Origin of the sequence: Acinetobacter sp. WCHAc060025, assembly GCF_004209355.1 — a bacterium.
GTDB lineage: Bacteria > Pseudomonadota > Gammaproteobacteria > Pseudomonadales > Moraxellaceae > Acinetobacter > Acinetobacter wuhouensis.
In genome coordinates this window covers 1-25,780 of the sequence record NZ_SGSX01000008.1, presented here as the reverse complement: position 1 = coordinate 25,780, position 25,780 = coordinate 1, and the positions used below count along the sequence as shown (strand labels likewise).

Genomic DNA, 25,780 nt, shown 5'->3' with positions numbered 1-25,780 from the left:
ATTTGCTATCACGCTTCATCTGCTAAGCGTGGAATAGCAGGTTGATTCCCTTCTGGTCCCATGACGGAGTAACCGCCATCGACGGCATAATCAGCACCTGTCACAAAACTTGCGGCTGGCGAGAGTAAAAACAGAACAACATTTGCAACTTCTTCTGGATTGCCCAAACGACCCAGTAAGTGATAATCAGCTGCCACGGCATCTGCTTTGGCTCGGTTATTGCCACTGACTTCTGCAATGACACGTGACCATGTCCAGCCTGGTGATACGGAATTAACGCGAATACCATCAGGTGCAAAATCCATTGCCATTGATTGAGTAAGCTGACGCATCGCCGCTTTTGAAACGGGATACAACCACCGTCCCGTTTGAACAGCTTTGGCAGAGATCGATGTGAAATTCACAATCGCACCCTGATTAGCTTTTAAATCTTCATAAAAAGCACGGGTCAGTTCGACAGCTGACACCAGATTGACATCCAGTGCCTGCAACCAGTCTCCACGTGAGGATTTAAAGCCATCATCTAAATAGGTACAGGCCAGATTGACCAGGTAATCGACTTTTCCAAATGTTTCATGAATGGTCTTTACTGCGCTGGCAATGGCGGCATCATTACGTAAATCGGTTTGAATAAATTGTGCCTGCCCTTTCATGGCATCAGCGACCTGCTGCCCCTGCTCAGCAATATCGAGAATGACGACTTTTGCACCTGCATTCACCAAAGCCTGTACCACTGCCAGACCAATCAGAGTTGCACCGCCACTCACTACAGCAATTTTTTGATTTAATTCAATATTCATATTCTGCTCCTGAAGATCCGTTTAAATCGGCTTAGCTTCGCTGCTCGACCAGGACGGCATTAAAGTGTTGGATGGCATATCTTCATCCAGCAGTTTTTTGGCAGTTTCAACACCTGCAACAGGCAAACCTTCAGGATTCAATAATCCGATCTGCACCAGAACAGAAGCCTGATCCCAATAGATATGTTCATGACACAACTTTGGACCACGGAACTGAATCACGCCCAGCATCGGGATTTCGACATATTTTCCAGTTGGAGCAACCCCTGGCAGCAACCAGTCAATCTCGCTGTCATGGGTAAAACTCATAATGAACTCATCCACCACCTGTGTTGAACCGACGGTACGTGAGATCGAAGTAATCTTCATATCCTGAGGATTCTGATGGACAAAATGATATTGATAGAAACGTGCAAGCTGGCTATACCCCACACCACCTGTGAGCGTTGGAATATGGTTGACATAAGGCTGAGCAACCATCGTCGCCATCGTGGCAGGCACATCACGCGTATCAAATTCATGACGGATGTGCTCTTCCCAGAGTGCAACTAGGTCATAAACAGGCCCAATGGTTTGATGTAGTGCAGTAACACTTCGCTCATGAGCAAAACGTGCAGATGGCTTGTGATAATGTTCACTGTTTGGACGGGCAAAGGCATGATCCACGCCTTCATAAACATAAGCATTGACGTTCTTATATTGTGCAGCAGCATCCAGAATCTGTTGCCGTGCTTCTGGCGGGGTAAATTTATCCAATTCGGCTATATGTAAAACCATTCGGCCTTTAACGTTTGCAAGCTCATGCAATGCTTTTTCGATTCCCACACCGTAATAACCGACTGCACAAGCCACTTCAGGAATACGGCAACCGGACAGATAAGCCACTTTCCCCCCCAGACAATACCCAACAACCCCCAAACCAGCACCTGCATCACAAACTGCAAGTGTTTTTAAATGGTTCAAGCTATCCTGAATATCTTCCACCCCCAGGTCTTCATCGTAATTTTGATAAAGTTCAAACGCTTTTTGAAAATCCTGTTCGGTATAACCGAGTTCAATACGCGGTGCAGTACGCCAGAATAGATCTGGCACGATGACTGTATATCCCTCTTCTGCCAGAAAATCTGCTTTGGCACGCATTGCAGCGTTAATACCAAAAATCTCCTGACACAGTACGACTCCTGGACCTTTTCCACCTTCGGCAATTGCTAAATACGCAGCAAATGACTTCCCTGTTTGTGTTTTTACGTCAATATATTGACCTGCCATTTCACTGACTCCAGACCTAACTCTTGCAGTTATCATGTCTGTGAAAGGAGAGTAGCGTCTGTCCAGAATCTGCGAATATTATCCAGCTTCTGCGAAATGTTGCGTCAAACTGCAAAAAAACTTCCCTGAATCAGTCTTTTTGTTCTGATCTCATCAAAGTTAAATCAGGTGGAAAATATGGATGAAGATATAGGCTTATCGGATAGTGGCTTACGGTAAAAAAAGCTTTAATCAAAGCATATTAGAAAACCACCGCTCTTTTAATCCAGCTTAGAACAAAGTTTAGAAAACTCTCAGAATAAATTCCATGGTTCTAGACTAGTAAAATTTCACTTAATTTTATGTAATTAGGTTCCAAAGCTCTTCAGCTAGCTCAGCAAGTTTAATGTCCAATCTGAGTTTATAAGCATCCAACAAGTATGCTTCTATCCAAATTTTTATGTGGGGGTAAAAGTACACAGATAAAAAAGCCGTAATAAATATCTTACTGCTTTTTTAATACTTTATAACGACCAATTGTCACGGTCTAACAAACCATAACACAAAGTATTTTCTAATTTTAATATTGAAACTGATCATGTTTCTAGTATAGAAAAACTCAGGCAATAAAAAAGCCCTTGTAAATACAAGGGCTTTTTTAAATATTTGGCGGAAGCGGTGACAGTCACATTACAATCATAAGTTATTGAATTTAAAAATATAGATGATTATTAATTTAATTTTTTACTACTATTTTTACTACATCATGTTTTCTTTGTTTCTAGTTGTTTCGACATTTCATCCCAAATATTTAAACATCTTAAAGTTCGATTCCCTATTTATAAAAAGCCTGTCTTTCGAACTCCCACTACCACAATAAGATGGAAATTAAGACTACTATACCGTGTCTTAACCGACATTAAAACGAAATGAATATTAAAAAAGGGGCTTAGGAAGTAAACATATCTAAATTATATGGTAACTTCCTAAGCCCCTAAAAAAATACCAATACAGAGAAAGAACATTGTGTTCCACTCTCAGAACCAGCCATTGAATTATTAAAATCTATTCAAACTGATACACAATCAAAAGGCTACATTTTCCCAGCACCTCATGGTGGTAGCATGCTTTCTGATATGTCATTAACTGCTTTGATTAAACGCATGAATGAGCAAAAACTTAAATAAAATGGCATAGGCTATATTGACCCGAAGCAAAATCGAGTGATCACAATAAAAAGCCTTGAGACAAAAACTCTAGGCTTTTATAAAAAACCTTTTCTTACTTATTCTGTTCTTTTAACTTCACATATTCTTTCCAGTCTTCTAATGGAATGTTATATGTATCCAACTCATCTTCGTTTAACTCACTTACGCCTTTCATATACAATCCAGGCCAATAATCATCTTTTGGTATATATGCAAATGTAAAATCAATTTTACCCTCTTCCGTTAAAGAAATTTTAAAATGTGTCCATTTTTCTGTAAAGATTTCTAACTCCCTTAACTCTTCCATTAAAGATATTATTTTATCTCCAATTTCACTTGGCATTTTATCAAAATCAAATGATTTGCTTTTACCATCTTGAGTGAGCCATCTAAAACTATATGAATTAAGATCTAAATAAATCATACCTGTACAAAAAATAATAGTTGCTTCTTCTGCCATTATTGACCATAGAAGCTCACCTATTTTTTGATATATTTCCTGATCTTTCATTACCTATTTTCCGTAAATAAAAAGCCCTGAGACAAAACTCAAGGCTTTAAAAAACCGCTCTATAATTTATTCTGTTTTTTCAGTTCTACTCGTTTTTCCCACTCTTCCAATGGTATATTATTTTCATCCAATTCTTCTCGTTTTAAATCACTTACTCCTTTCATATATAAATTTACCCAATCATCACTTTCAGGAATATAAGCAAAATCTATATTGAATTTTCCTTGTTCAGTTAAAGAAATTTTATAATGATTCCATTTATCCTTAAACAAATCATGATTTATTAAATCGCCCATTAAATCTCGAATTTGCCATTCTATTTCAGTAGGTTCCTGGCCAAAATCGAATGAGCTTGTAATACCATTTTTTAGAGTAAAGTCAACCCCCCATCCTCGATAAGTAGAATAAAGCTTCCCAGTAAAATAAATTATTTTAGCTTCTTGGGGCATTATTGACCATAAAAGCTCCCCTATTTTTTGGTAGATAGCCTGATCATTCATAAGTTACTTTCCTGTTGCTGAATTTTTTAGCTCTAATGACTTCTGTTTAACACCATTAATACTTTGATTAACTATAAAAGAAGTAGGACGTTTGCTAGTATCCGAATAAATCGGTTGAATTGATACCTTAACTTCTTTATTTTGTTTCAATGCATCTTGCCATGTTTTTTCAAGCTGTCCCCACTCTCCACCACCACCATTAAACTTCTTATCCATCGGAACGATATTAATGCCTTCACCTGGACCTTTAAACATAGAAGCAATTAAGTGACCACCATGATCACCTGGAAGCCTACCATTATTTTTACCTGAATTTTTCTGCTGATAATTATTCCGATCATTAGCTTCCAATTTCAAATTGGCTTCTACATTATTTACACGACCATTTGCATCTGTTTTATAAGTATAACCATTATCAAGCTTATAAATTGTGTTTGCTTCGGGCTTATTGGCAATTTTATTCCAATCACCTTTCTGCCCAGATTTCAAATTCACATATCTAGCATCTATTTTTGTAATCGTAGATGGTGTTTGGGTAGATGGTTTAACTGGGCTATTTGGTACTTTAATTTCACAACAATTCGCATTATGAACCCAAGTACCAAGCCTACCTACATGGTAGGTATGGAATCCATCAACTTCGATATTATAAACAGTTTCAACTTTATTGGGGATCAATACTTGGCTAACAATTGTTAACTCGTCATTATTCCGATCTAATAAAGTCATACCAGATTGAAGTAATGAAGCCTTTAACCAACCAAAATTCTTAATCCAGAACGGGTGTTCAGCTGTTGTTTCAAGTGTTTCTTGTTGACCTGTTTTATTTTGGATAACAACTTCAAATATCGCTTGCTCTGCTGTTACTTTTGTTGCAATCACAGGACGATAGCCATATTCTAAAGTAACATCATTCCTTGCCCAAACTAGCTCACCACCCTCAAATTTCTCTACAGCTTTCAGTCCTTCACTCGTTTCAATCAGAGTACCTGCTGTAAAACATGCTCCTCCAGTACATGCTTTTACTGCATCATTCATTGCTGCTTTCATTCCAGCAACATCACCAGCTTTTTCGGCAATATCGTAAGCTTTTTGTGCTTTATGGTAAGACTTAGCCGCATCTCCAACTATAGGAATCAAACCTACACTAGCAAAGAAATAGTCTCCAAAATCTTGTGCTTCATGAAATCCCTTGATATCTCCAATAATAGGAATGAAATCTAAAGTTAGACTCCCTCCACCTTTTAAAAATTCTTGACGCTCTTTATACATTTGTGCTGAACAAGCTGTTGCTGTTAGCCCTGCACAATTTTTCTGTTTATATTGCTTGTTTTGTTCATTAACAAAGTCTTCTGCTTTTTGGGCTAATGTCTTACCTTCTGCCCTTGCTAAAGCAATGTCTTGAATACTATTATTCTCTACCGCATTCTGCCCAACTACACCTGCAAGTTGTGCATTAAATGCAGAATCCCCTACCGTTCCACCTGCTACTGCACCAATCGCTGCTGTCAAATCTCGGATTTGAGTTTTCACATCTTCAGGTAACAGATTCGGAATAAACTCTCCTTTCTCATTTTGATAGCGTGGGTCATCTTTATATTGATTTGCAAAGTAGTTCGCTGCTGCTTCGCTCGCAACTGCAGCCGTTCCTCCTGCTGCTGGGTTACCACCATTCACATAGGCTAGCGTTGCACCTAAGATCGCATGACTGACCATTTGCGCTGTGGTGTTCTTGTCCTCACCATGCCCAAACTTTTCGCCAATCACTTGCGCAGCATATGGCGCAAGCGCATTACTTACTACTTGTAGGTCAGTTTGTCCACCTAATGCACCAGTAATCGCAATTGTCACCGCATTAACAGCTCGACTCTTATCCCCACCCATTCCCCAATCTTTATTTGACTGGCTTGCTAAAGCGTAATCAGGAGAATATTGATTTAAATATTCCTCTTGGTGTACGGCATCTAAACTTTGATAATAATTTAAAGCAACTTCATTTTTGCTTATTTCATCAATAACCTTTTGCTTCTCAACATTTTTTTGTTGTTCAGCCTCTTTTTGTTGATTTTGATTATAGGTTCTTGTCGCTGCTACAATCGTCGACGTTGCATCTGCTACATTTTTTTGCTGATCCAATATATCCTGCAAGTTTGGCAAGGTATCAACTTTACGATTTGCTGTTGCGATATTACTGTGGATGCCAAGTTCTTCAACTGTCGTTTGTTTACCACCAATCGTGATATTACCCGCACTCAATGTGGCATAAGTCGTACTCTTGTCTTTGTCTGACTCATACTGAGGTAAGCTTGGACTAAATGTAGTGCTATTGCGCCAATTTTCATTACTGGTCGGTTGTGGTGCTTGGCCATTTCCATTGTTTTGTCCAACTTTTGTTCCTCCTGAGAGGGCAACAGAAGTTGCATCGTAGGCACTTTGATTTTCGATATTGCTAAATGTTAAACGATTGGCTGTGAGATCATTTTTGTCTTTACTTGCAGTAGAAACAATCGCACCACCTTTTAGGTCTACGCTATCCGCCTTAACATGGTAACCGCCTTCCCCTGCAAATAAGCCTGATTGCTGGTTGACACTATTCGATTTGCCGTTGGCTTCACTGTTGCTATAGTTCCCTGAAACTTGCCATGCGGTACCCAATGAAGCCTGTACTCGCCCACCTACACCAGTCTGGTCTATGCTTTGATCAATATTATCTTGAGTACTGATGACACTCAGTTTACCCCCCACATCTGCATCAATACGATCTGCTTTCGCTTGCGCACCATTTAACGTGGTATCACCTTTACTTTTCAGAATCAATTTATCTGACTCAAGTGTGGTCAAATTGTGTGTATTGTTATCAGTATGGTTACTGCCTTTGCCATAGCCAGCCTCACCATAGATATACACACCTGTTTGAGCACCAACTGATGCACCATAACCAACACTCAAACCTGCATTACTATTAGAACCTTTGGCTTTTTCTTGACTTTGTCCTGACTCTAAAAGAATGTCTTTGGCTGAATCTAACTGAATTGTATCGCCTGCTTTAACCTGCGTATTCTGTAAATGAATATTGCCCTCTGTACTGGTCAGGTTTACATTGCCACCTGCATTAATCTTGTTTTGTTGCGAGCTTGCATAGCTACTTGTTTGCTGATTTTCACTGGTACTAAAACCAATGCCTGCTTCCGCTTTAATTACAGCCCCACCTTTTATGTCGCTATAACTTTGGTAGGCCTGCGCACCTGTAGCTAATCCTTGTAACGCCTGTGTACGGTCATCGCCTTTACTCTTAGCAACTTTATCTCCAGCACCAAGTAAGTCTAAAATTGGTGAGCTGATACGTTTAAAGACGCCTATTTTCAAATCATCTGATGAGCTGCTTGATTGACCAGTATTGTGATCTTCTAATACATTTATTTGTTTCGCATCGATATTTATATCTTTTTTCGCAATAATATCTGCAACTTGTTGATTGTAGTTATTCCCTGCATGAATATTCACATTGCCTTCAAGACTTCCGACCTGACTGCGTTGTTGTTCTATACCATTACTACTGCTCTGGCTCTGACCTTTCATATAGCCATAGAATTGCTCCGTATCTGAAATTTGCGCACTTCCAATTCCTTTATTGGAGCTACTTTCAATTTGGCTTTGGCTATTCTGGGTAGACTTAATATTGACGTCACGAGCAGCATTAATATTGACATCACCTGTTGCAGCTACAGAACTGCCTAATATATTAATATCACCTGTTTCTGTTTGTAATGTAGTTTTTCCACCTGAAGACAATTGGGTGCCTGTGACTTTATCAATATTACCGTTGCCTTGGTTTTTATTGTTATAGACACCAGCTGGAGCAAACTTATTTCGGTTATCAAGACTAAAGCCGCTTTGCTGACTATTCGCTGTTTGTTGTTCTTGATCTGTCGCATAACTCAAATTGATATTATCTTTTGCATGCAGTAGAGCATCACCTTCTGCTGAAAGTTGTGCACCTTGGCTATTAATATTGCCTTCAGTTGCAATGATATTTAAATTACCCTGAGCTGAGGCTTGCGTAACAACAGCACTTGTCTTGGCATAATCACTCGTTTGATTAGACTTATGACTCCCTGCTGTTACTACAATAGGTGTGGTCGCTGCCTGTATTGCCTTGTCTATCGCATCTGCTCGAGACATGACTTTCCCAACAGCACTATCCGAATACTGGTCACTTTCAGCATTCTTTTTATACGTTGACGCGGCTGCTGCAATCGGTGAATAGGTCACACCTACAGAAATCCCAGAACTCTTACTCTGGCTTTCTGAGTGCTGATTTGTCGTTTCATAGCCAGCATTTAAGTTAACATTTGCACCTTGCAGATTTAGATCTTTACCCGCACCTAAAATTGCGGCTTCTGCTGTTAGATCTTTTCCAGCAAGTATGTTTGTATTGCCTTGTAGACTTACGATCTGACTCTGGGTAAGCGTTGTAGATTTATTATTCTGCTTATTTTGATTGCTCGACTTGCCATATCCGACACTTACAACACCGTCAGAGAAACTAGAAGTGAAACCTGATGTTTTTTTACTACGCTCCAACTCATTTACATAGTGATTTTCAGCCGCACTAATATTTATGTTTTCTTTTGCCTGAATCTGAGTTAGATCATCCGATACAATATTAGTGCCTCGGATATCTATATTGTTAGCACTAAGGATGACATTTTTACCATCAATACTACTTGCAATAGCTTCGTCACTCATATTACGCACACGACCTTTCTCTGTAGTCGTGCTGAATGTACTCTTGTCTTTTGTTTTATAAGCGGTTTCTGCATCTGAAATTTTTCTACCCTCAGATATATCAATTTTTTGTTGTGCAGATAAAATTGTTGAACCTTGTTCACTCGAAATTTGTGAACCTTTCACTGTGATATTTTCAGCCTGTAGACGCGTATCACCTTTACTTTGAATGACAGAACCTACATCCTGTTGCTGTTTGTTATAATTATAATTGTCCTGATTACCATAACTACGATTATTGACCGAAGTGTTTACCCCTCCAATTTTTAAGTCACCTTGCGTTTTAATGATTGATGAACCATTGCTATTAATAATTTCACTACCTTTGAGTGTGGTATTACCAGCAACATCGACAATTAATGTTGTGCTTAAATTTTCTGTATTTATTGGTGAACCAACAACATAGAGCCCAGCTTTTCTGTCAAATCCTTCACGAGTAAATTCACTGTCCCCAACTTTGTTTGCTGTTTTCTGCGTTGTACTACTTTGGTTGAAATTGCCACCAACAGTTAACTTGGCTGATTCAATCGCTGTGATCGTACCACCAATATTATTCAAATCTTTAGTTGTGGTTAAATCAACTCGATTGGCTTGCATACGCCCACCCAATTGATTAATGCTATCCGCTGAAATCTTTAACGCCTCACGCCCAGCAATGGTGGCACTGTTTAAAACATTACCATCAACCTGTAACTGAACCTGACTACCACTCAATAATGAACCATCACCTTTTAAGTCACCCTGACGTGCTTTAACATAGACTTGTGGTACCAAGGCTTTTGTCGTTGTGCCATCAGCAAGTTTGACGGTTTTTTCTTCTAACCACACAATATCTGTTGTCAGTTGAGCAATTTGAGCTGCTGTTAATGCAATACCAGGGCGTAAATTATAGAGGTTTGCAAAGGTCAATCCATTATTCATTAAGGCTTTATATTGATCTTCATCATTGGCATACCCTTGTAAGAAACGGAATCCTGTCAACTGTGCAATCTGATCTTGAACCAAACGTTGTTCATAATAGCCATCACCCATACGCTTCTGTTTCAAAGCAGGATCTATATTCATTGCATCCAACATATAGTCAGATGACAACCAGTTTTTATAATTGATAAATGCAGGATCTGTCTCAACGAGATATTTTGCTTGGCTATCTTGATTGGTACTAAATAAAGCATTACTTGGTAAATTCAACGTCTCCATAGACACTGAACGAATTTCGATTTCCCCCTGAGCTTTAGTCGCGGAAGTATTGGTATCACCCGCTTGAAGATTTTTTGCTGAATCAACAGATTGTGCTTGTTGCTGCTGGCTTTCAACATCTGAATCTACTTGTGCTTTTACATCTAATTGATCAGGTGTCTGAGGTACTTTTGCTTGCTGCCCTTGTGCTGATATCGCTTGTCCAGCATCAGTATTCACACTGTTTTGTTGACTTTGCTGTTGACGATCTTGTTGTTGGTCAGGTGTATCTACTGAACTATTAACGACAACATTTTGACTCATTGTTGTCGCTGTAATATTTTGATTAGATGTATGGTTTTGAATATTACCCAAGAATTGATTGATCGGAAGATCAATTTCTTTGATTTCATCAGATGGGTTATAAGGTTGGCTTTTATTATATTTACGTTCATGGTAGCGTTTGAACCCACCACGCCAGTTTGAATAAGTATAGGTACTTTCCCCTATTCGTTTAATGATCTGTTGACCTTTTCCATCAATACTCACAAGGTCATTTTTCAGCTCAGCATTTAATTTCCCACCAGCTAATACGACACTCTTATCATTGGTAAATGTGTCTGCAAATAAATTGATATTTCCACCAGCTACAATTTCAGCAGGTGCTGAGACTGTCACTTTACTTTCTGATTTTGTTTCTTTGACATCATACTGCGTCCAAGCTTTAATTTCGGTATTACCAAACTTTAAATTATATGCTTGAATTGCCTCATCTAACTTTTGATAAGCAGACTCATCTGACTCACTCCAAGCATCTAAGTCCTTTTTATATTGAAGTTGCGCCTGATCATAAGCTTGTTTATCTTTTTCATATTGAGTATATGCTGTTTGATACGCTGTACATGCTGTTGCATCATAACCCACACCTACCTCACAACTCGCTTGCCCTGTTGGTGGCACTGGTTCTACAAGTGTTGGTGCTTCAGGTGCATCTTGTGTTGGTGGTGTGATATTAAAATATGCCCAGACAGGATCCGCTTTTTTATAGTTCACATTACAACTTTCATCGTCCCCTGTACCCACACAATTGATAGATTCAACATTCGGGATGGGTGTTTCACCTAGTTTAATGTTTTCAGGCAAAACATTAGGGGTTGTATCATAACGATACAAACCAGCACGACTCCAATTTTTCCAATATAAGTTTTCGACCGGTATGAGAGTGGTTTTATCTTTAGGCTGAATATAAACTTTTTCCTCAACACCACCAATTTGCACAATATCAGTCTGGAAGTTTTGGTTAATATTATTAATATTTTTCGCCGTCAGCGTCATATCTCCTAATGACTCAATGCGAGCACTTAGGTTATTGATCGTGTTTGCTTGTCCATTTGCATTTAAATTCCCATCCAAACTTCCACCAACATTTAAATTCCCCGCACTAAAAATCCAAGCATTATCGCGTGCACTTTCCTTAACCACACCACCTGATTGGTTATTGAGCGTTCCAATGCCTAGATCCATATCCCCACGAGACGCAATCACTGCACCTGTGCCAGCAGTGTTAGATTTGTTGTCCAAGGTATTGGCCTGAATCGCAACATGTGTACCATAAATACGTGCACCATCATTCCACACACGATCCGCTTGAATATGTGTCAACTCACCATTGATTAAACCTTGGTTATGCACAGTATCTTGCGCTGTCAAATGGGTTTCATTCGATGAAATCGTAGCACCTACTTCATTTTTAATATTTTTAGCACTTAATTCTAGCTTCTGACCCGCTGTTAACTCTGACTGGTTGATCAAATCATTGTCAGTATTTAACTTCAATGTACCATTGGCGGCAATTTGATCGTCTTTGGTGTGGGTATAGCTTTGTTTCAGGTCAATATCAATATTACCTTCGCTGATAATTTTACCTTTGTTAATCAGTTCATTGGCTTTCAGATTCAATTGATTTTTAGCGAGTAATTCACCGCCAGTATTGTTTACATTCAGTGTCTTATCCGCTGTACCAATACTTAGAGTATCTAAACTGCTGATTGATCCAGCTTGGTTATTCAGTTGGTTGCTTAGGTTTAAATTGGCTTGATCCGTCGCACGAATTGCACCTGATTGGTTATTCAATTCTGCTGCATTGATCTCAATATTTTTGGCGTCAATTCCACCCAGTGTGGTCGCATCTTTGGTTTGGCTATTGATCAGCTGTGTGGTATTGGTAGTCAGTTTTTCCCCTGCAACCAAATGACTACCTACACCACTGTTATTGATCGTATCTGCCTTCAAGTTAACATTGTGTTGGGCTTGGATTTGTCCCGCCACATTGTCGATACGACCGCCCGTTGTAAGCTGTTGGATGTTTAAATCTGCTTGGCTATTGATTTGACCTTTGTTGTTATTCAGATTTTGTGCAGTGATGTTAGTTGAGCCTACTGCTGCAATATAGCCACTGATATTATCCAGCTGTGAAACATTTGCGATTTCAAGGCTGCCTTGACTCAGAATGCCTGCTTGGTCACCTGAATTATTATTTAACAAGGCATGATTGTGAGTATCAACTTTAACGGATTGTTCACCTTGGATTAAACCTGCTTGGTTGTCCAATGTTCCCGTTTTCAAATCGACAACTTTGGAAATGATTTTACCGCTTTGGTTGCTGAGTTGCTTTTGCTGGGTGTCAATATTGAGTTGATTTTGTGAAGCAATTTGCCCTGCATTATTGATTAAACTTTGTGTATTTAAGTTAGCATTTTGTCCTGCATAAATATCACCTTGTTGGTTAATCAATTGTCCTTGAGTATTGAGCGTTAAATCTGCTTTTTCTGAGCGTAGGGTACCTTCTGTATTATCTAAGTTTTGACTTTGCACATTAAGATTTTGCCCTGCAACGATGACACCTTTTTGGTTTTGAACATCACCTTGAACCGTAACATTGGCCGAACCTTCCGAATACACTTGTCCTTGTTGGTTATTTAATTGCCCTGCTTTTAAATCAAGCTGATTTTTAGCGTAAATCGTGCCTTGTTGATTGTTCAGCGTGGTTGCATTGATATTGGCATTAGTGCCTGCAAATATTTCACCTGATTGGTTATCCAAGGTTTGCTGTACATTTAAATCGAGTTGATTTTGTTCCGAACGTATTTTGCCCGCATTGTTGTTTAAACTGTTGGCTTGAATCTGTACTTGTTGGTTGGCCGCAATCGTACCTGACTGGTTATTAAGACGATCTGCAACATTCAGGTTGAGTTGATCTTTGGCGTAAATCGTACCTGTATTATTATCAATCTGCTGTGTGGTTGCTTTGAGTGATGACCCTGCAATCACTTTCCCGTTTTGGTTATTGAGCAACTTATTTGCAGTCAGTTCAATCGCTTTTTCTGCTGAAATTTCACCTGCCAAATTGCTTAATTCATTTTGTACATTGAGCTTTAATTGGTCTTGTTGCGAACGGATTTGTCCCGCATCATTCATCACTGAACCAGCTTTTAGGTCAGCCAATTGTTCTGCAGCCACCACACCTTTGCTATTGTTCAGCTCACCAGTAGCATTCAGTTGTAATTGTTCTGCTGCATAGATCACACCTTCGCTGTTGTCTATGCTATTAACTTGAACTGTGGCATTGGCACCTGATTGTAATTTGCCTTTTTGCGAATGAACATTTTGCGCGTTCAGTGTTAAATCTTTGTCTGCTGAAATTAAGCCTGTGTTATTGCTAATGTCCTGCGTCACATTCAGTACGGTATCAGCATTTTCTGAACGGATTTGTCCTGCATCATTCAACAATTGTTGTGCATTTAAATTCAGGTTTTGCTCTGCGGCAATCGTTCCTGCACTGTTGTCTGCTGTACCCGATACAGTCACATCGAGTTGTTTTTTAGAATAAATCGTACCTGCTTGGTTATTCAATTGGGCTACATTGATTTGACTCTCTGTACCTGAAACCAATTGTCCATTTTTATTTTCTAGATGTGGACTTTGGATATTCAATGCTTGTGCAGATTGAATACTGCCAGACTGATTATTAATGCTTTGTGTGAGGTTTAAATGAACATCACTTTGTTCAGATTGGATTTGTCCATTTTGGTTGTTTAGATTTTGCCCTTTGATGCTCAATGCTTGTTGTGATGCGATTAAGCCTTGTTGGTTGTAAATATCTTGTGTTGCTTGAAGATCTAATTTTCCATCAGCATAAACTGTACCTTGATCATTGTTCAGTTCACTGACTTGTAAATTGGCATCACGTCCAGCAATGATTTTGCCTGACTGGTTGTCGAGTTTTTGGCTCGTGATCTTTAGGTCTTTGTCCGCTAGGGTTTGAATCACGCCTTGTTGATTGTTTAAATCAGCAGTGTTGAGTGTGGCTTGACCTGCGGCACTGATCACGCCCGAGGTATTATCCAAGGCTTGCGCAACATTGACATTCAACTGTCCATTGACACCACTTTGGATCAATTGTCCTTGTTTATGGCTGAGAGTCGTTGCATTGAGGTTAATATTTTGTGCCGTCGTTGTAGCATTGTCTAAATGAGCTGTACCCAATTCAAGTTGTAAATTCTGATTACTTTGAATTTTTCCTTGTTGCCCTTGTAGATTTTGTGCAGTGACTTTAAGTTGTTGATCACCTGCATGGAGAATCTCACCTGCAACTGAGCTTAAATTTGCAGTTTTAATCTCAGTATTATTGGCATTACTGATGATCTTGCCCGCATTGTTATCAATACGATTTGCCACATTCAGGATAAAATCATTTTGTCCTGTATGTTGAATCAGACCTTGGTCATTGTTCAGTTGTGCCGTATCAATATTGACTTGCACTGCACTGTATTGACCTTGTTGGTTATTGATACTTTGCTTGCCTGTCACATCTAGTTGTTGATCTGCAATGATTTTGGCATTCGACGTATTGAGTTCTTGCGTACTGATCTTAATATTTTTTGCTTGCGTAGCACTTTGACTGAGATCAGTATTTTGTGTTGCATGAATAGCAATCGTTTCACCCGACAAAACGGTACCCGCGATTTGCGCTTGTTGTGCATCAATATTTAAAGTCGCGTCACTTTGACTGAGTTTGCCTTCCGAATCTAAACCTGCTGCCCAAATTGCGTTTTTGTTGCTCGTGATATTGTCAGACTGTACTTTGATTTTATTCAGTGCTGCCAATTGACCATCTTGCTGTAATTGTTTCACTGTTAAATCAGCAGTATCACCTGCATAGATTTGTCCTGTGCTATTCAGCTGTTGTGCGGTAATGCTAAGATTTTTGTTAGCCGTGAAATTTCCTGCGGCATCTTGCGCACGACCATTATCAATCTGGTCAACTTTTAGGGCTAAATCACCCGTTTTGGCTTGAATGGAGCCTTGTTGGTTATTTAATGTTTGCCCAGTGAGTTGTACATTTTGTGCTGAAATTTCACCTTTATTATTGTTCAGTGCTTTGATATTCAGCTGTACATCACTATTGACCGAGCCAATGACACCCTCAGTATTGTTGGTCTGCTCTGAACCCAGTGTCAAGTTATCAGTCGCTAGAATTTGTCCTTTGCTATTATCGATTTGCGCTGATGTCACATTGAGTGCTTTAGCACTTTGTAAGCGACCTTCATCGTTTTTAAGTTGTTGTGCATTTAAATCAAAGCTTTCAGTCGCATCAATTAAGCCTTTTTGGTTATCGGCATTTTGTGCAGTGATATTGATCACTTTAGCGGTCAATTTACCTGCTTGGTTTTCAAAGTTTTGTCCATTGAACTGTAGTTCAGGGAGCTGTATCTCACCCCCATTGTTTTTAATGCTGTCCTGTACATTTAAGCTAATGTCAGCATTATTCGCAATTTGACCTGCAATGTTTTGAATATCTTGCGCAATCTGAATATTGCCTGCTGCAAAAGTTTTTGGGACTGATGATTCTGTAGGAGCAACTGTAACTGTACTGGCATCTTGTGCTGATGAGTTTTGTTCAGGATCTGTCACCGTTGGCGTTGTGGTTCCACCTGTGCTTGAGCCTGTTCCTGCACTATTTTCTTGAGTCGCTTGTCCAATCAAGCCCTGTGTATTATCTAAGTTTTTCGCGGTAATATTAAGTTGCTGTTGTCCTGTTTGTTCAATTTTACCCGTGTTATTACTTAAGCTTTGTGCCGTTAAATCAAGGCGTCCTGCATTGATCACCCCATTATTGTTATTGATGTTGCCTTGAGCATTCAGTTTAAGTTCATCACTGGTGGCAATTAAACCACTATTTTGAATATCCGTTGCATCAAGTTGTATTTTGCTTTGGGTACTACTGATATTCCCGCTGTTCTGAACATTTTGAGCTTGAATCGCAATTTGATCTTTATTGGCAATGATATTACCTGTATTGCTTAAATCACCGTTCGCATTCAGGGTCATGCTGCCTGAAGTTGCATTGATCGATCCCGCGTTGCGCACACCGAGTCCATTTTCTGTCCCGATCAGGTAAATCTTACCTGCATACATCCCACCCAATTGCCCAACATCTAATGCATAGCTTGGTTGAGGCGGTGTTTGAGTTATTGCTGTACTACTTGTCGTTGCTTTGGTAACTTGAGGTGCAGATGGGTCTTGAAGATTAATATCATTTTGGCCCAATACGGTTTTTAACTCATTGGCATATAAGCCTGCATTGACGTTTAAGGCACGTGCATAGATATCTGTATAAGGCGTGAGGCTTCCATTTAAGCCTTTGCCCTCAATGGTCACTTGTCCTTCACGCACTCGGAATGATTCGAGGTAGCCTTGGTTCACCACTGCTTGTCCTGTGGTGAGGGTAAAGCGATCTGCATTAATCACACCACAGCCATCACAAACTAAACCCGATGGGTTGGCAATCACCACTTGGGCTTGTTTGCCTGCAACTTCTAAATAACCTTTGAGTTGACTTGGGTTACTACTGTTGACTTCATTGAGAATAACCTTTGCTTCGCCTTTGGCAAGCCACGGGTTACCTTGTACCCATCCACCCAATTGGGTTTGGGTATTGTTACGGGCATTGTTAAGAACTGCACCTTCTTGTCCAACATCAAATTGGGTATAGGTATTACGTGATACACCGCCTGCGCTTGGTGTTTGGATATTGACTTGAGTCAATCCATTGCTGGTATTCAGAATTGTCGCTTGTTGTGAGTTGGGTGCTGATTTATCTGCAACAATCTGACTGCCTGCAATGCTTGCCATCGGCAAGGTATAGATCGCAGCACCGAGTAAGCTAATCACAGCAAAGTTGATTGGATTGAGTCTTTTATAAGTATTCAACGTCAATGATGCTGTTGGTTCTGAATCGCCATCACCTGCAAGTATGGTTTGTCCTGCTGCTTTGGTTTTACTTTTGACAATTTCAGCAACTGCGATAAACATACCACGAGCTTGGCTAAATATAATGCGATAGCGATTCTTATTCATAATGATCGACCTTAATTTTTAAATATTTTAAATACTGGGTAATGTGATAAATATTGAGATTAATACATCCAATTCAGACTAAAACCTGATGTCAGGTTGTCTGTTTTATAGTGATCTGGTTTCTTCAGCGGTGTTCCAACAAAGACGTCATAGCTGACCGATTTCAACACTTGACCTCGCAATCCTGCAACTGCACCCATTAAACTGGTGCCTAGAAGTGGATTTGGTTCATGTGCAGTTTTTCCACCGACTTCGCCATAATCAATTCCGCTGTACCACTGCATTGGGAGTTTGGCGATAGAACCACTGATTTCATTACGAACTAAGAAACCATTATCTGCCATCAAGGTTTGTTCACCATCAAAACCGCGCACGGTATAACGGTTACCTATTGAGAAGCGATCTTGTGGGGTGAGTGGTTTTTTACTGTATTGGCTGCGCCATTCTGCAAGATATTGTAAATTTTGTTGTCCTACTTTAAATGGAACTTGCAGGCTGGCATTGGCTTGTAATATACCCACATGGGTAAAAGCTTCACCATATTCTTCTTCAGGTGCATACATAGCATTGAACGCGCCTGTTCCACGTTTATAGGTGAAATTTCCTGTCAATGTAGCATTAGATAGATATTCTGTATGGTCTAAGCTGGCTTTCCAACCTGCTGTTTTTCGTCGTTGAACTTCAACTTCGGTATCATTGATGAAGTTCTGGGATTCACGATACCACCCACCCACAGTTACTGTGGTCTTACGTTTGGCATCACGATACAGTACACGAGATAAATCTGCACCAATCAACTTACTTTCACCGCTGTATAAGTAGTTTTCACTGGCACCCGCGACAGTCTGATTATAATTCGATTTACTATAATTGCTACTCAATAACCAATAACCCATTGGAATGGTATAACTCAGGTAATAACCATCTGTACCACGTTTGCCATCATCGCCACCGCCTAAATCATGGTTATAACTACCGTAAAACAGGTCATTGGCCGTGAGTAAGTTATCGAGTGATAGCGTAGCTGTCCCTTGATATTTGCCTGTTGAATCTGAACCTGCATCATCTACACCTAAATGAATCCGATAAGGCTTAGATTGCTGCCATGCCAATTCTAAATCACTGTAGCCTGGTTCATTATGTTGTTCCGCTGGTTTGATTTTAAAATCAGCTTCTACTGTCGGGACACGTTTAAAGTTTTCTAAGCCTTGTTCAATATCACGGATATTCAGTATGTCACCTGTTTTGACAGGCAGCGCATTGAATTTATGTGCACGTTTTGAAGTATTTGCTGCAAATTTGATTTGATCAACTTTACCTGCGATCACTTGTAAATGAATCACACCAGAAGCAATGTTTTGTTGTGGTAGCAAAATTCGTGTGGTGACATAACCATGGCTAATAATGCTGTTTTGAATAAGATCTAATGCCTGATTCAATCCTTGAACCCCAATGCATCGACCAATAACATTGTATTCGCCTTGAGTCACTGGACGCATGGCAAAGGTGAAATCTCGGGCATTATCACCCTGCAAAACAAATTTTTTAATCTCAAAACACACATCTTCACTGTGTGATTTTAAGTATTGTAGTTGTGGTTGTGTCTGTAAGCTTTGAGCTAAGCCTGTTTGAACATTGGGTGTCGGTTGTAATTGCTTTTGGAGTGCTTCATCTCGTTGTTGTTGACGTATTGTTGCATCCGTTTCAAACTCTGGACGAGGTTGTGGTTCTGCTGCTTTAACTGTTGTACCCAAGATTGCTAAAAATATAGCTAAACTGACCTTATTATGTCTTAAATTTCGCATGATGTTAGTAATTGTGATTGATTCCACATTTAATTGTTTCAAATTTATTAAGTTTTGTAAATAGCATAAAACATGAACAATACTCTTTTTAAAATGATAACTTATGATTGAACTTTAAAATAATCGGTAAAATATCAAAACTCAAATGATTGCTCGGTTTAGTTAGACTTTTATGAATGAATCTTCAATTCAATGTATTGGTGGTGTTCTGTTTGGTTTAAGACATTCATCTTATGTCGATGAGTTTATTTATTCCGATCCAAACAGCAGAAAATACACCCAATACACAAAAAAAATTATGCATGGGCAGGTGTTTTTTGTGGCTGAAGGCATTGACTCTAAATTTGCTGAACAATTGGCGTTACAATTACTAAAATAATTATTGACTGCAATCCACATCTAACTTTTGTTTGTAATAATTCAAAGTAATATTCATTTCTTTTCGTAACTCTTGCTCAGTGTAATTCGATGCTAATTTGAGAAATGCAGGTGTGTATTCTTCCTTATACACTTTTGGATAATCTTCACAAATAATTTTTTACTTTGCTCTTTAGATGTTTTTGGGGCATCTAAAACATTGAGATAGTCATCAAGCGTATTATCAGCCTGATCAAATTGCTGAACCACTTTCTGGTCAACTTTGAGTTCAGGTTGTTCTTTTTGACAAGCTGTCAGTATCGAAAGAAAAATCAGACTTAAAGTTATTTTTTTCATTTTCTGATCTCTAATGGTTTGGTGTAAATCCCATTTCTTTTTTTACAAACATCCTGCCACTTATAATTGAAATTTCTTACAGTTTCTCCAATATCACTATAATCAACGATTTTTGCACTGCGCGCATCTTTGTCCATCTCTTGATAGTAGTCGACAATATAGGGGGCATATTCCATCCTTGATTCCAAGACCTCTGTCGTATCATCATGTCCATGTTGTATTAAGGACATCATAAATTCAGCAGAATAACCAATGACTTCACATTGGAACACATCTAATTTTTGAGCAGCATTCACTTGAGTAGTAAAACAAAGTAATAGTAATATTTTTTTCATTTTATCAATAAATTATAGTTTGACTAAATTTTAACAAGACTTAGAGTGAAATACCATATTTCTAAAATATTCAAACATGTTGATCAAACAGCAAAAAATATGTCAGTACAGTACATTTTCTTTGGTAAACTTTTAAAAATAGATATCAACTCTTTTAGCCCAAATGTCCGATTTTAAGTTAAGCCTTAGTGAATACCTTGCAACAGTTCAAGAAGTTATTCAGATGACTTTTGAGGAAGCTGTCTGGGTGAAAGCTGAGATCCGTAATTTAAGTATTAAAGGAGGGCATTACTATTTAGAGTTGGCTGAAAAAGAACAAGATTCTGATAAAGTGATTGCCAGTTGTCGTGCCACCATTTGGAAATTTACGGCACAAAAAATCGTATTAAAATTTGAACGTGAAAGCGGGATTGAACTTTCGCGTGACTTAAATGTGTTAATAAAAGTTAAGGCACGTTTTGATCCTCAGTATGGTTTTTCCATCAATATTGAAGAAATTGACTCCTCTTTTACACTGGGTGACTTAGCTCGGCGTTATCAAAAAATCGTCGAAAAATTAACACTCGAAGGTTTAATTAATAAAAACAAACAACTGTCTACACCTTTTGATATTCATAATGTACTTGTCATTACTCCGGCTAATGCGGCTGGTCTTGGTGATTTTAAACGGGATGCTGATATTCTAGAAAAATCGGGTGTGTGTAATTTTGTTTATCATACAGCAACCTTTCAAGGTAATACAGCTGTAGCAAGTATTATTGAAAGTCTATCGAATAGTTTAAAGCAATGGGCATCTCTATCTAAAATTCCACCTGATCTAATTGTGATTATTCGAGGGGGTGGTTCAGTCAATGACTTAGCTTATCTGAATGACTATGATCTCGCAGCCTTGCTCTGTAAAAGAAGTGTACCCATTTGGGTAGGCATAGGACATGAAAAAGATCGTACAATTTTAGATGAAGTCGCACATCGTTCTTTTGATACACCAAGTAAAGTGATTGCGGGTATTCGTAATTTAATCGTAGAGCGAGCTCAAGAAGCTACAAACTTTATTCATTCGATCAAGTTATTATCACAACATCAAATTTCAGCATACCAAAGTCAAAATGAACAACTCATCAAGTTGATTCAAACTTTTGCTCAAACCCAGTTAAATACTACTTCTGCATCCCTTGCCCAAATTAAAGAACACACCCAATATTTAGCCAATCAGCAGTTAAAATTTGCATCAAATCAAATTGAAGGCTTGTTACGAGAAACCTTATTACAAAATCCCAAACAAGTGATGTCTAAAGGCTATGCTGTCGTGCGTTCAGGGGGAAAAGCTATTCGTTCAATACAGCAATTACAATCACCGCATTTTTCCGTTGAAATGCAAGATGGTATCATTGAAGCTCAAGTAGTACAGGTAAAATCACATGAATGATGAAACTCTAAGTTTTAAGCAAGGTTATGAAATTTTGAAGCGCAATGCAGAATTGCTGGAATTGCAAGAAGAACCTGATATTGATAATTTAATGAAACTTGTTGATGAATCTATGAATGCTTTTAAAGCATGTAAATCAAGAGTTGATGCCGTCCAACAGGCATTGAATGAAACTTTTAAAGAATAGTTGGTTATAGAATCAATAATTATGACTGATTAAAACAGCTTTAAACTTTATAATTAAACACAAAGCTTTCATTATTTTAATAATATTTTTTAGGGCATTATGGAAATTCGACCAAGTTTACTTAGCTATATTTTTGCAGGCTCAACTCAATGGCGCATAAACTATGAATTTCCTGAGCTTATCCTTGAGCTTGATGGTACACGTGCAACACTTAATCCTGAACAAGTTTTAGAAGCAAATATTCGTAAAGGATGGATGTGGTCTACTGTCACTCTGAAAACATTGGATCAAAATTATCAGTTCAAAGGTTTATTCAATGCACAAGCTGAAAAACTTCAGACTGACATTTACAATGATGCTGAATTTCTAAGAAATCAAAGAAATGCTGAAAAAATTAAAACAGCACTACTCCCCTATTTATTCGAATACCAAGATTTCATTCAACAGAACCGCTATCTGTCTCATCATTTTACGCAATTGTTCAAATCAGATATTACCCAACGATCTAAAACTGAAGTCGAATGCTTCAGCAGTCTTATTCAAAGAGATCGGTCATTTGCTTTTGAATCACAACAACAGAATCTATTTGAACAACTCAAACAGTTTGTCGAATTACCTATCCAAGCCAACTATGCTATTGATACCAAGAATAAACGTTTTATTGAAAGTGAATTAATTGTATTTAAAGATTTTTTTGATCAAGTCGAAAGTACACCTCTCACTGAGGAACAGCGTATATCTTCAATCATTTTTGAAGATCGTAACTTATTGGTGGCTGCGGCAGGTTCAGGTAAAACCTCGACCATTGTCGGAAAAGTCGGTTATGCGCTTTTGACAGGGCTTTATAAGCCTGAAGAAATCTTGGTCTTAGCATTCAACAGAAATGCGGGTGAAGAACTTAACGAGCGAATCAATTTAAGATTGAAAAGCATTCTTGATAAATTTAGTACAAAAATCGAAGCGTTAAATTTTCATCAACTAGGGGTTCGAGTCATTGGCAAAGCCACGGGCAAAAGCCCAACTGTGTCGGATCATGCAGGCAAAACTCAACCGCTGCTCAATCAAATCATTCAGCAGTTGAATGATACTGACCCTGATTTTCAGGAAAAGTATCTTTTATTTAAAACAGCTTATTTAAAGCAACCACTCTCACCATTCGCATACAAAACTAAAGCTGAATGGGACAAAGCTCAAATCCAATCTTTTGACCGTTTTAAAGACGGTTTTGTCACCTATCAAGGTGAAGTCGTCAAATCTCACGGTGAAAAGGCTATTGCTAACTGGCTATACAGTCAAGGGATTCCGTACGAGTATGAACGCAATTATGAGCATGACACTGCGGATGAAAATCATCGCCAATATAAACCTGACTTTTATTTCCCTGATATCAATCTGTATTTAGAACATTATGCTGTCGATCAAAATGGCAGACCACCTGCTCATTTTGGGCAAAAGTATCTAGATGAAATGAAGTGGAAGACAGTAATCCACCAAAAGTATAAAACGGATTTAATTAGTACCACCTTTCATGAATTTATTACAGGCACGATATTTAAAAAACTTGAAGTTGAGCTTCAAACACGTAGACAAATATTCCAGCCACGCAGCCTAAATGAAATTAATACCAAAGCATACGCCATTTATGAACCAAATGCTGATGACCTTTATGGTACTTTTTTAAGTCACTATAAATCGAATCAAGCTAATGTATCTACGCTGCTGGCAGACCCTTCACTCACATTACGTCAAAGCTTGTTCCTTGAATTATTTTCAAAGGTTTATACAAAATACGAAGAAGCTTTAAATACTAACAAAGAATGTGATTTCGATGACCTGCTAATCGAGTCTGCTAGACTAGTCAATGAGAATCAATATAAAAGCCCTTTCAAGCTAATTATTGTGGATGAATTTCAGGATACATCTCAGTCAAGAGCACGATTTATTCAGGCGTTATTGAAACAAGTTCCTGAAGCTAAATTGTTTTGTGTTGGGGATGACTGGCAAGCGATCTACCGTTTTGCAGGTTCTGACATCAATATTTTTACACAGTTTGAAAAGGTCTTTGGTTATACCAAACAAACACAACTTACCCAGACCTTCCGCTCCAATCAAGGTATCGCCAATGTTGCCAGTAGTTTTATCCAAAAAAATAAAGCACAAATGCAAAAAGTAGTCAAAGCAATTGACCCAACTATCAACAGAGTCATTGAAATAAACTTTTCAACAAAAAATAAAGATATAAACAATTATCTGGTTAATACCATTTTGAAAATCAACGAAGAAAATGTTGGTAATGCTAAGAAAAAAACGATTTATATTTTAGGGCGCTATAACAAAGACAAGCCAAATTTAACTACTATCCTACCTTTTTTGGGAAATTGTACTGTTCAATTTAAAACGATTCATTCATCTAAGGGATTACAGGCAGATTATGTAATTTTGCTAGGCTTGAACAAAGGCAATAGCGCATTCCCTTCTGAAAAAGAAGATGATCCACTTTTAAATTTAGTCTTACCACAACCTGAAACACATGCCTTTGCTGAAGAACGACGCTTGTTTTATGTTGCGCTGACTCGTGCTAAGGAAAAGGTTTATTTAATTGGTGAACGTGATTCAGTATTTTTAGGAGAAATTACCAAAGACCCGGATTTCAAAGACTTCATTAATATTCCGCAAGATGAACATAAACCCATGAACAGTGCCATACCGCATGAATGGTTGTGTCCAAAATGTGGGCAAGGTAGGCTTTGGAAAAAAAATGGAAAATTTGGTGATTTTATGGCTTGCAGTAACCGTGCTTCTTGTGGCTATACAAGAAGCTTAAAGCAATTTTAAAATTATTTCATAACCTTAAGTTTTAAAAGTTAGGGATGAATAAAAAAACTAATAATTAAATCTTTATCTTTCTGATAAAAATGATAATAATGAAATAAATGAGGGAAAAAATGACAGATTCTCAACCTACTTTAAAAATTAGAACAGCCACTGTTCCAAGAAGAACCTACATGCATTTTGATCATGCTTACCAAGGAGTTAATCCTATTTGGAAAGGATATGTTGTAACTTCTGATAATATAATGGAACAGGCATATGTAAAAAAAGTTAATAATATTAATGAATTGTATAAAGAAGTTGTTTGTTCCTTACTAGGTCGAGCAATTGGAATTAATACACCTGAACCTTTAATAGTATATGTTGATAAAGAACACCCTCAAATTAATAGTAATCCAAATGAATTGTTTTTCGGAACGATTGATTGTGAAAGTAATTCTTTTGCTCGTTATATAGAAGATAATGAATTCCACGAGGATGAAATTTTAACATACCAAGATTTACACAAAATTATTAGCTTCGATGAACTAGTAGCAAACGCAGATCGTCATAGTAAAAATATATTATTTAATGGAACTACATATTTTTTTATAGATCATGGAGAAACATTTATTCCTGCACTTGATTACAATCAACCGTTAATTCAACATAAATGGGGGCGTAATATTTTGGCAGAAAATTTTAAAACTAAATTTGGTAATGATTTAACTAAAACAAAACAGTTCCTAAGAAAAGTTGAAAGCTTTATTTCAAGCTTTGTTGATGAAGATAAAATTTTAAATATTGATAATCTTTCTGATATAAATCAAAAAGATTTGAACAATCACC

General features: G+C 38.1%; 13 protein-coding genes and 1 pseudogene. 6 read left to right on the top strand and 8 right to left on the bottom strand.

The window, feature by feature from the left end; genetic code table 11:
- Window positions 1-8: 8 nt before the first annotated feature.
- A complete protein-coding gene (locus tag EXE09_RS08150; RefSeq protein ID WP_130116934.1) occupies window positions 9-800 on the bottom strand; it encodes an SDR family oxidoreductase in 792 nt (263 codons plus the stop codon).
- 21 nt (window positions 801-821) lie between these two features.
- On the bottom strand, window positions 822-2,069 hold the full coding sequence (locus EXE09_RS08145) for a dienelactone hydrolase family protein (protein ID WP_130116933.1): 1,248 nt from the start codon (window positions 2,067-2,069) through the stop codon (window positions 822-824).
- Window positions 2,070-3,061: 992 nt separating this feature from the next.
- Between EXE09_RS08145 and EXE09_RS19055 the strand changes: the two are divergent.
- A pseudogene (locus EXE09_RS19055) lies at window positions 3,062-3,232 on the top strand (integrase); the annotation flags it as partial.
- Window positions 3,233-3,329: 97 nt separating this feature from the next.
- Here the strand turns inward: EXE09_RS19055 and EXE09_RS08135 are convergent.
- The 4 genes from EXE09_RS08135 to EXE09_RS08120 are packed head-to-tail and all read right to left on the bottom strand — an operon-like array spanning window position 3,330 to window position 19,458.
- Window positions 3,330-3,767, bottom strand: a complete 438-nt coding sequence (locus tag EXE09_RS08135; protein ID WP_130116932.1) for a hypothetical protein — start codon at window positions 3,765-3,767, stop codon at window positions 3,330-3,332.
- 59 nt (window positions 3,768-3,826) lie between these two features.
- On the bottom strand, window positions 3,827-4,267 hold the full coding sequence (locus EXE09_RS08130; protein ID WP_130114437.1) for a hypothetical protein: 441 nt from the start codon (window positions 4,265-4,267) through the stop codon (window positions 3,827-3,829).
- Between the two features lie 3 nt (window positions 4,268-4,270).
- A complete protein-coding gene (locus EXE09_RS19050; RefSeq protein WP_130116931.1) occupies window positions 4,271-17,653 on the bottom strand; it encodes a hemagglutinin repeat-containing protein in 13,383 nt (4,460 codons plus the stop codon).
- Window positions 17,654-17,712: 59 nt separating this feature from the next.
- Window positions 17,713-19,458: a ShlB/FhaC/HecB family hemolysin secretion/activation protein gene (locus EXE09_RS08120; RefSeq protein ID WP_130117022.1), complete on the bottom strand. Its 1,746-nt coding sequence runs from the start codon at window positions 19,456-19,458 to the stop codon at window positions 17,713-17,715.
- 172 nt (window positions 19,459-19,630) lie between these two features.
- Between EXE09_RS08120 and EXE09_RS08115 the strand changes: the two genes are divergently transcribed.
- Window positions 19,631-19,837 carry a hypothetical protein gene (locus EXE09_RS08115; RefSeq protein WP_130116930.1) on the top strand — a complete coding sequence of 69 codons (207 nt, stop codon included), beginning with the start codon at window positions 19,631-19,633 and terminating at the stop codon, window positions 19,835-19,837.
- Window positions 19,838-19,929: 92 nt separating this feature from the next.
- On the opposite strand, the gene EXE09_RS08110 is transcribed toward EXE09_RS08115, so the two are convergent.
- Together EXE09_RS08110 and EXE09_RS08105 are read right to left on the bottom strand one after the other, a co-directional pair.
- Window positions 19,930-20,172, bottom strand: a complete 243-nt coding sequence (locus EXE09_RS08110) for a hypothetical protein (RefSeq protein WP_228257190.1) — start codon at window positions 20,170-20,172, stop codon at window positions 19,930-19,932.
- Entirely contained in the window at window positions 20,169-20,507 is a 339-nt protein-coding gene (locus EXE09_RS08105) for a hypothetical protein (RefSeq protein WP_130116929.1), read from the bottom strand. Before EXE09_RS08105 ends, EXE09_RS08110 begins: the two co-directional genes overlap by 4 nt.
- Window positions 20,508-20,670: 163 nt before the next feature.
- Here EXE09_RS08105 and xseA point away from each other — a divergent pair, with 163 nt between their 5' ends.
- From xseA to EXE09_RS08085, 4 genes are all read left to right on the top strand, one after another.
- Entirely contained in the window at window positions 20,671-21,933 is a 1,263-nt protein-coding gene (gene xseA, locus EXE09_RS08100) for an exodeoxyribonuclease VII large subunit (RefSeq protein WP_130116928.1), read from the top strand.
- Window positions 21,926-22,120, top strand: a complete 195-nt coding sequence (gene xseB, locus EXE09_RS08095) for an exodeoxyribonuclease VII small subunit (protein WP_130116927.1) — start codon at window positions 21,926-21,928, stop codon at window positions 22,118-22,120. The genes xseA and xseB overlap by 8 nt, the downstream gene beginning before the upstream one ends.
- Window positions 22,121-22,219: 99 nt before the next feature.
- On the top strand, window positions 22,220-24,955 hold the full coding sequence (locus EXE09_RS08090) for a UvrD-helicase domain-containing protein (protein ID WP_130116926.1): 2,736 nt from the start codon (window positions 22,220-22,222) through the stop codon (window positions 24,953-24,955).
- 110 nt (window positions 24,956-25,065) lie between these two features.
- A partial coding sequence (locus tag EXE09_RS08085; RefSeq protein ID WP_323052794.1) for a HipA family kinase occupies window positions 25,066-25,780 on the top strand: 715 nt, incomplete at its 3' end.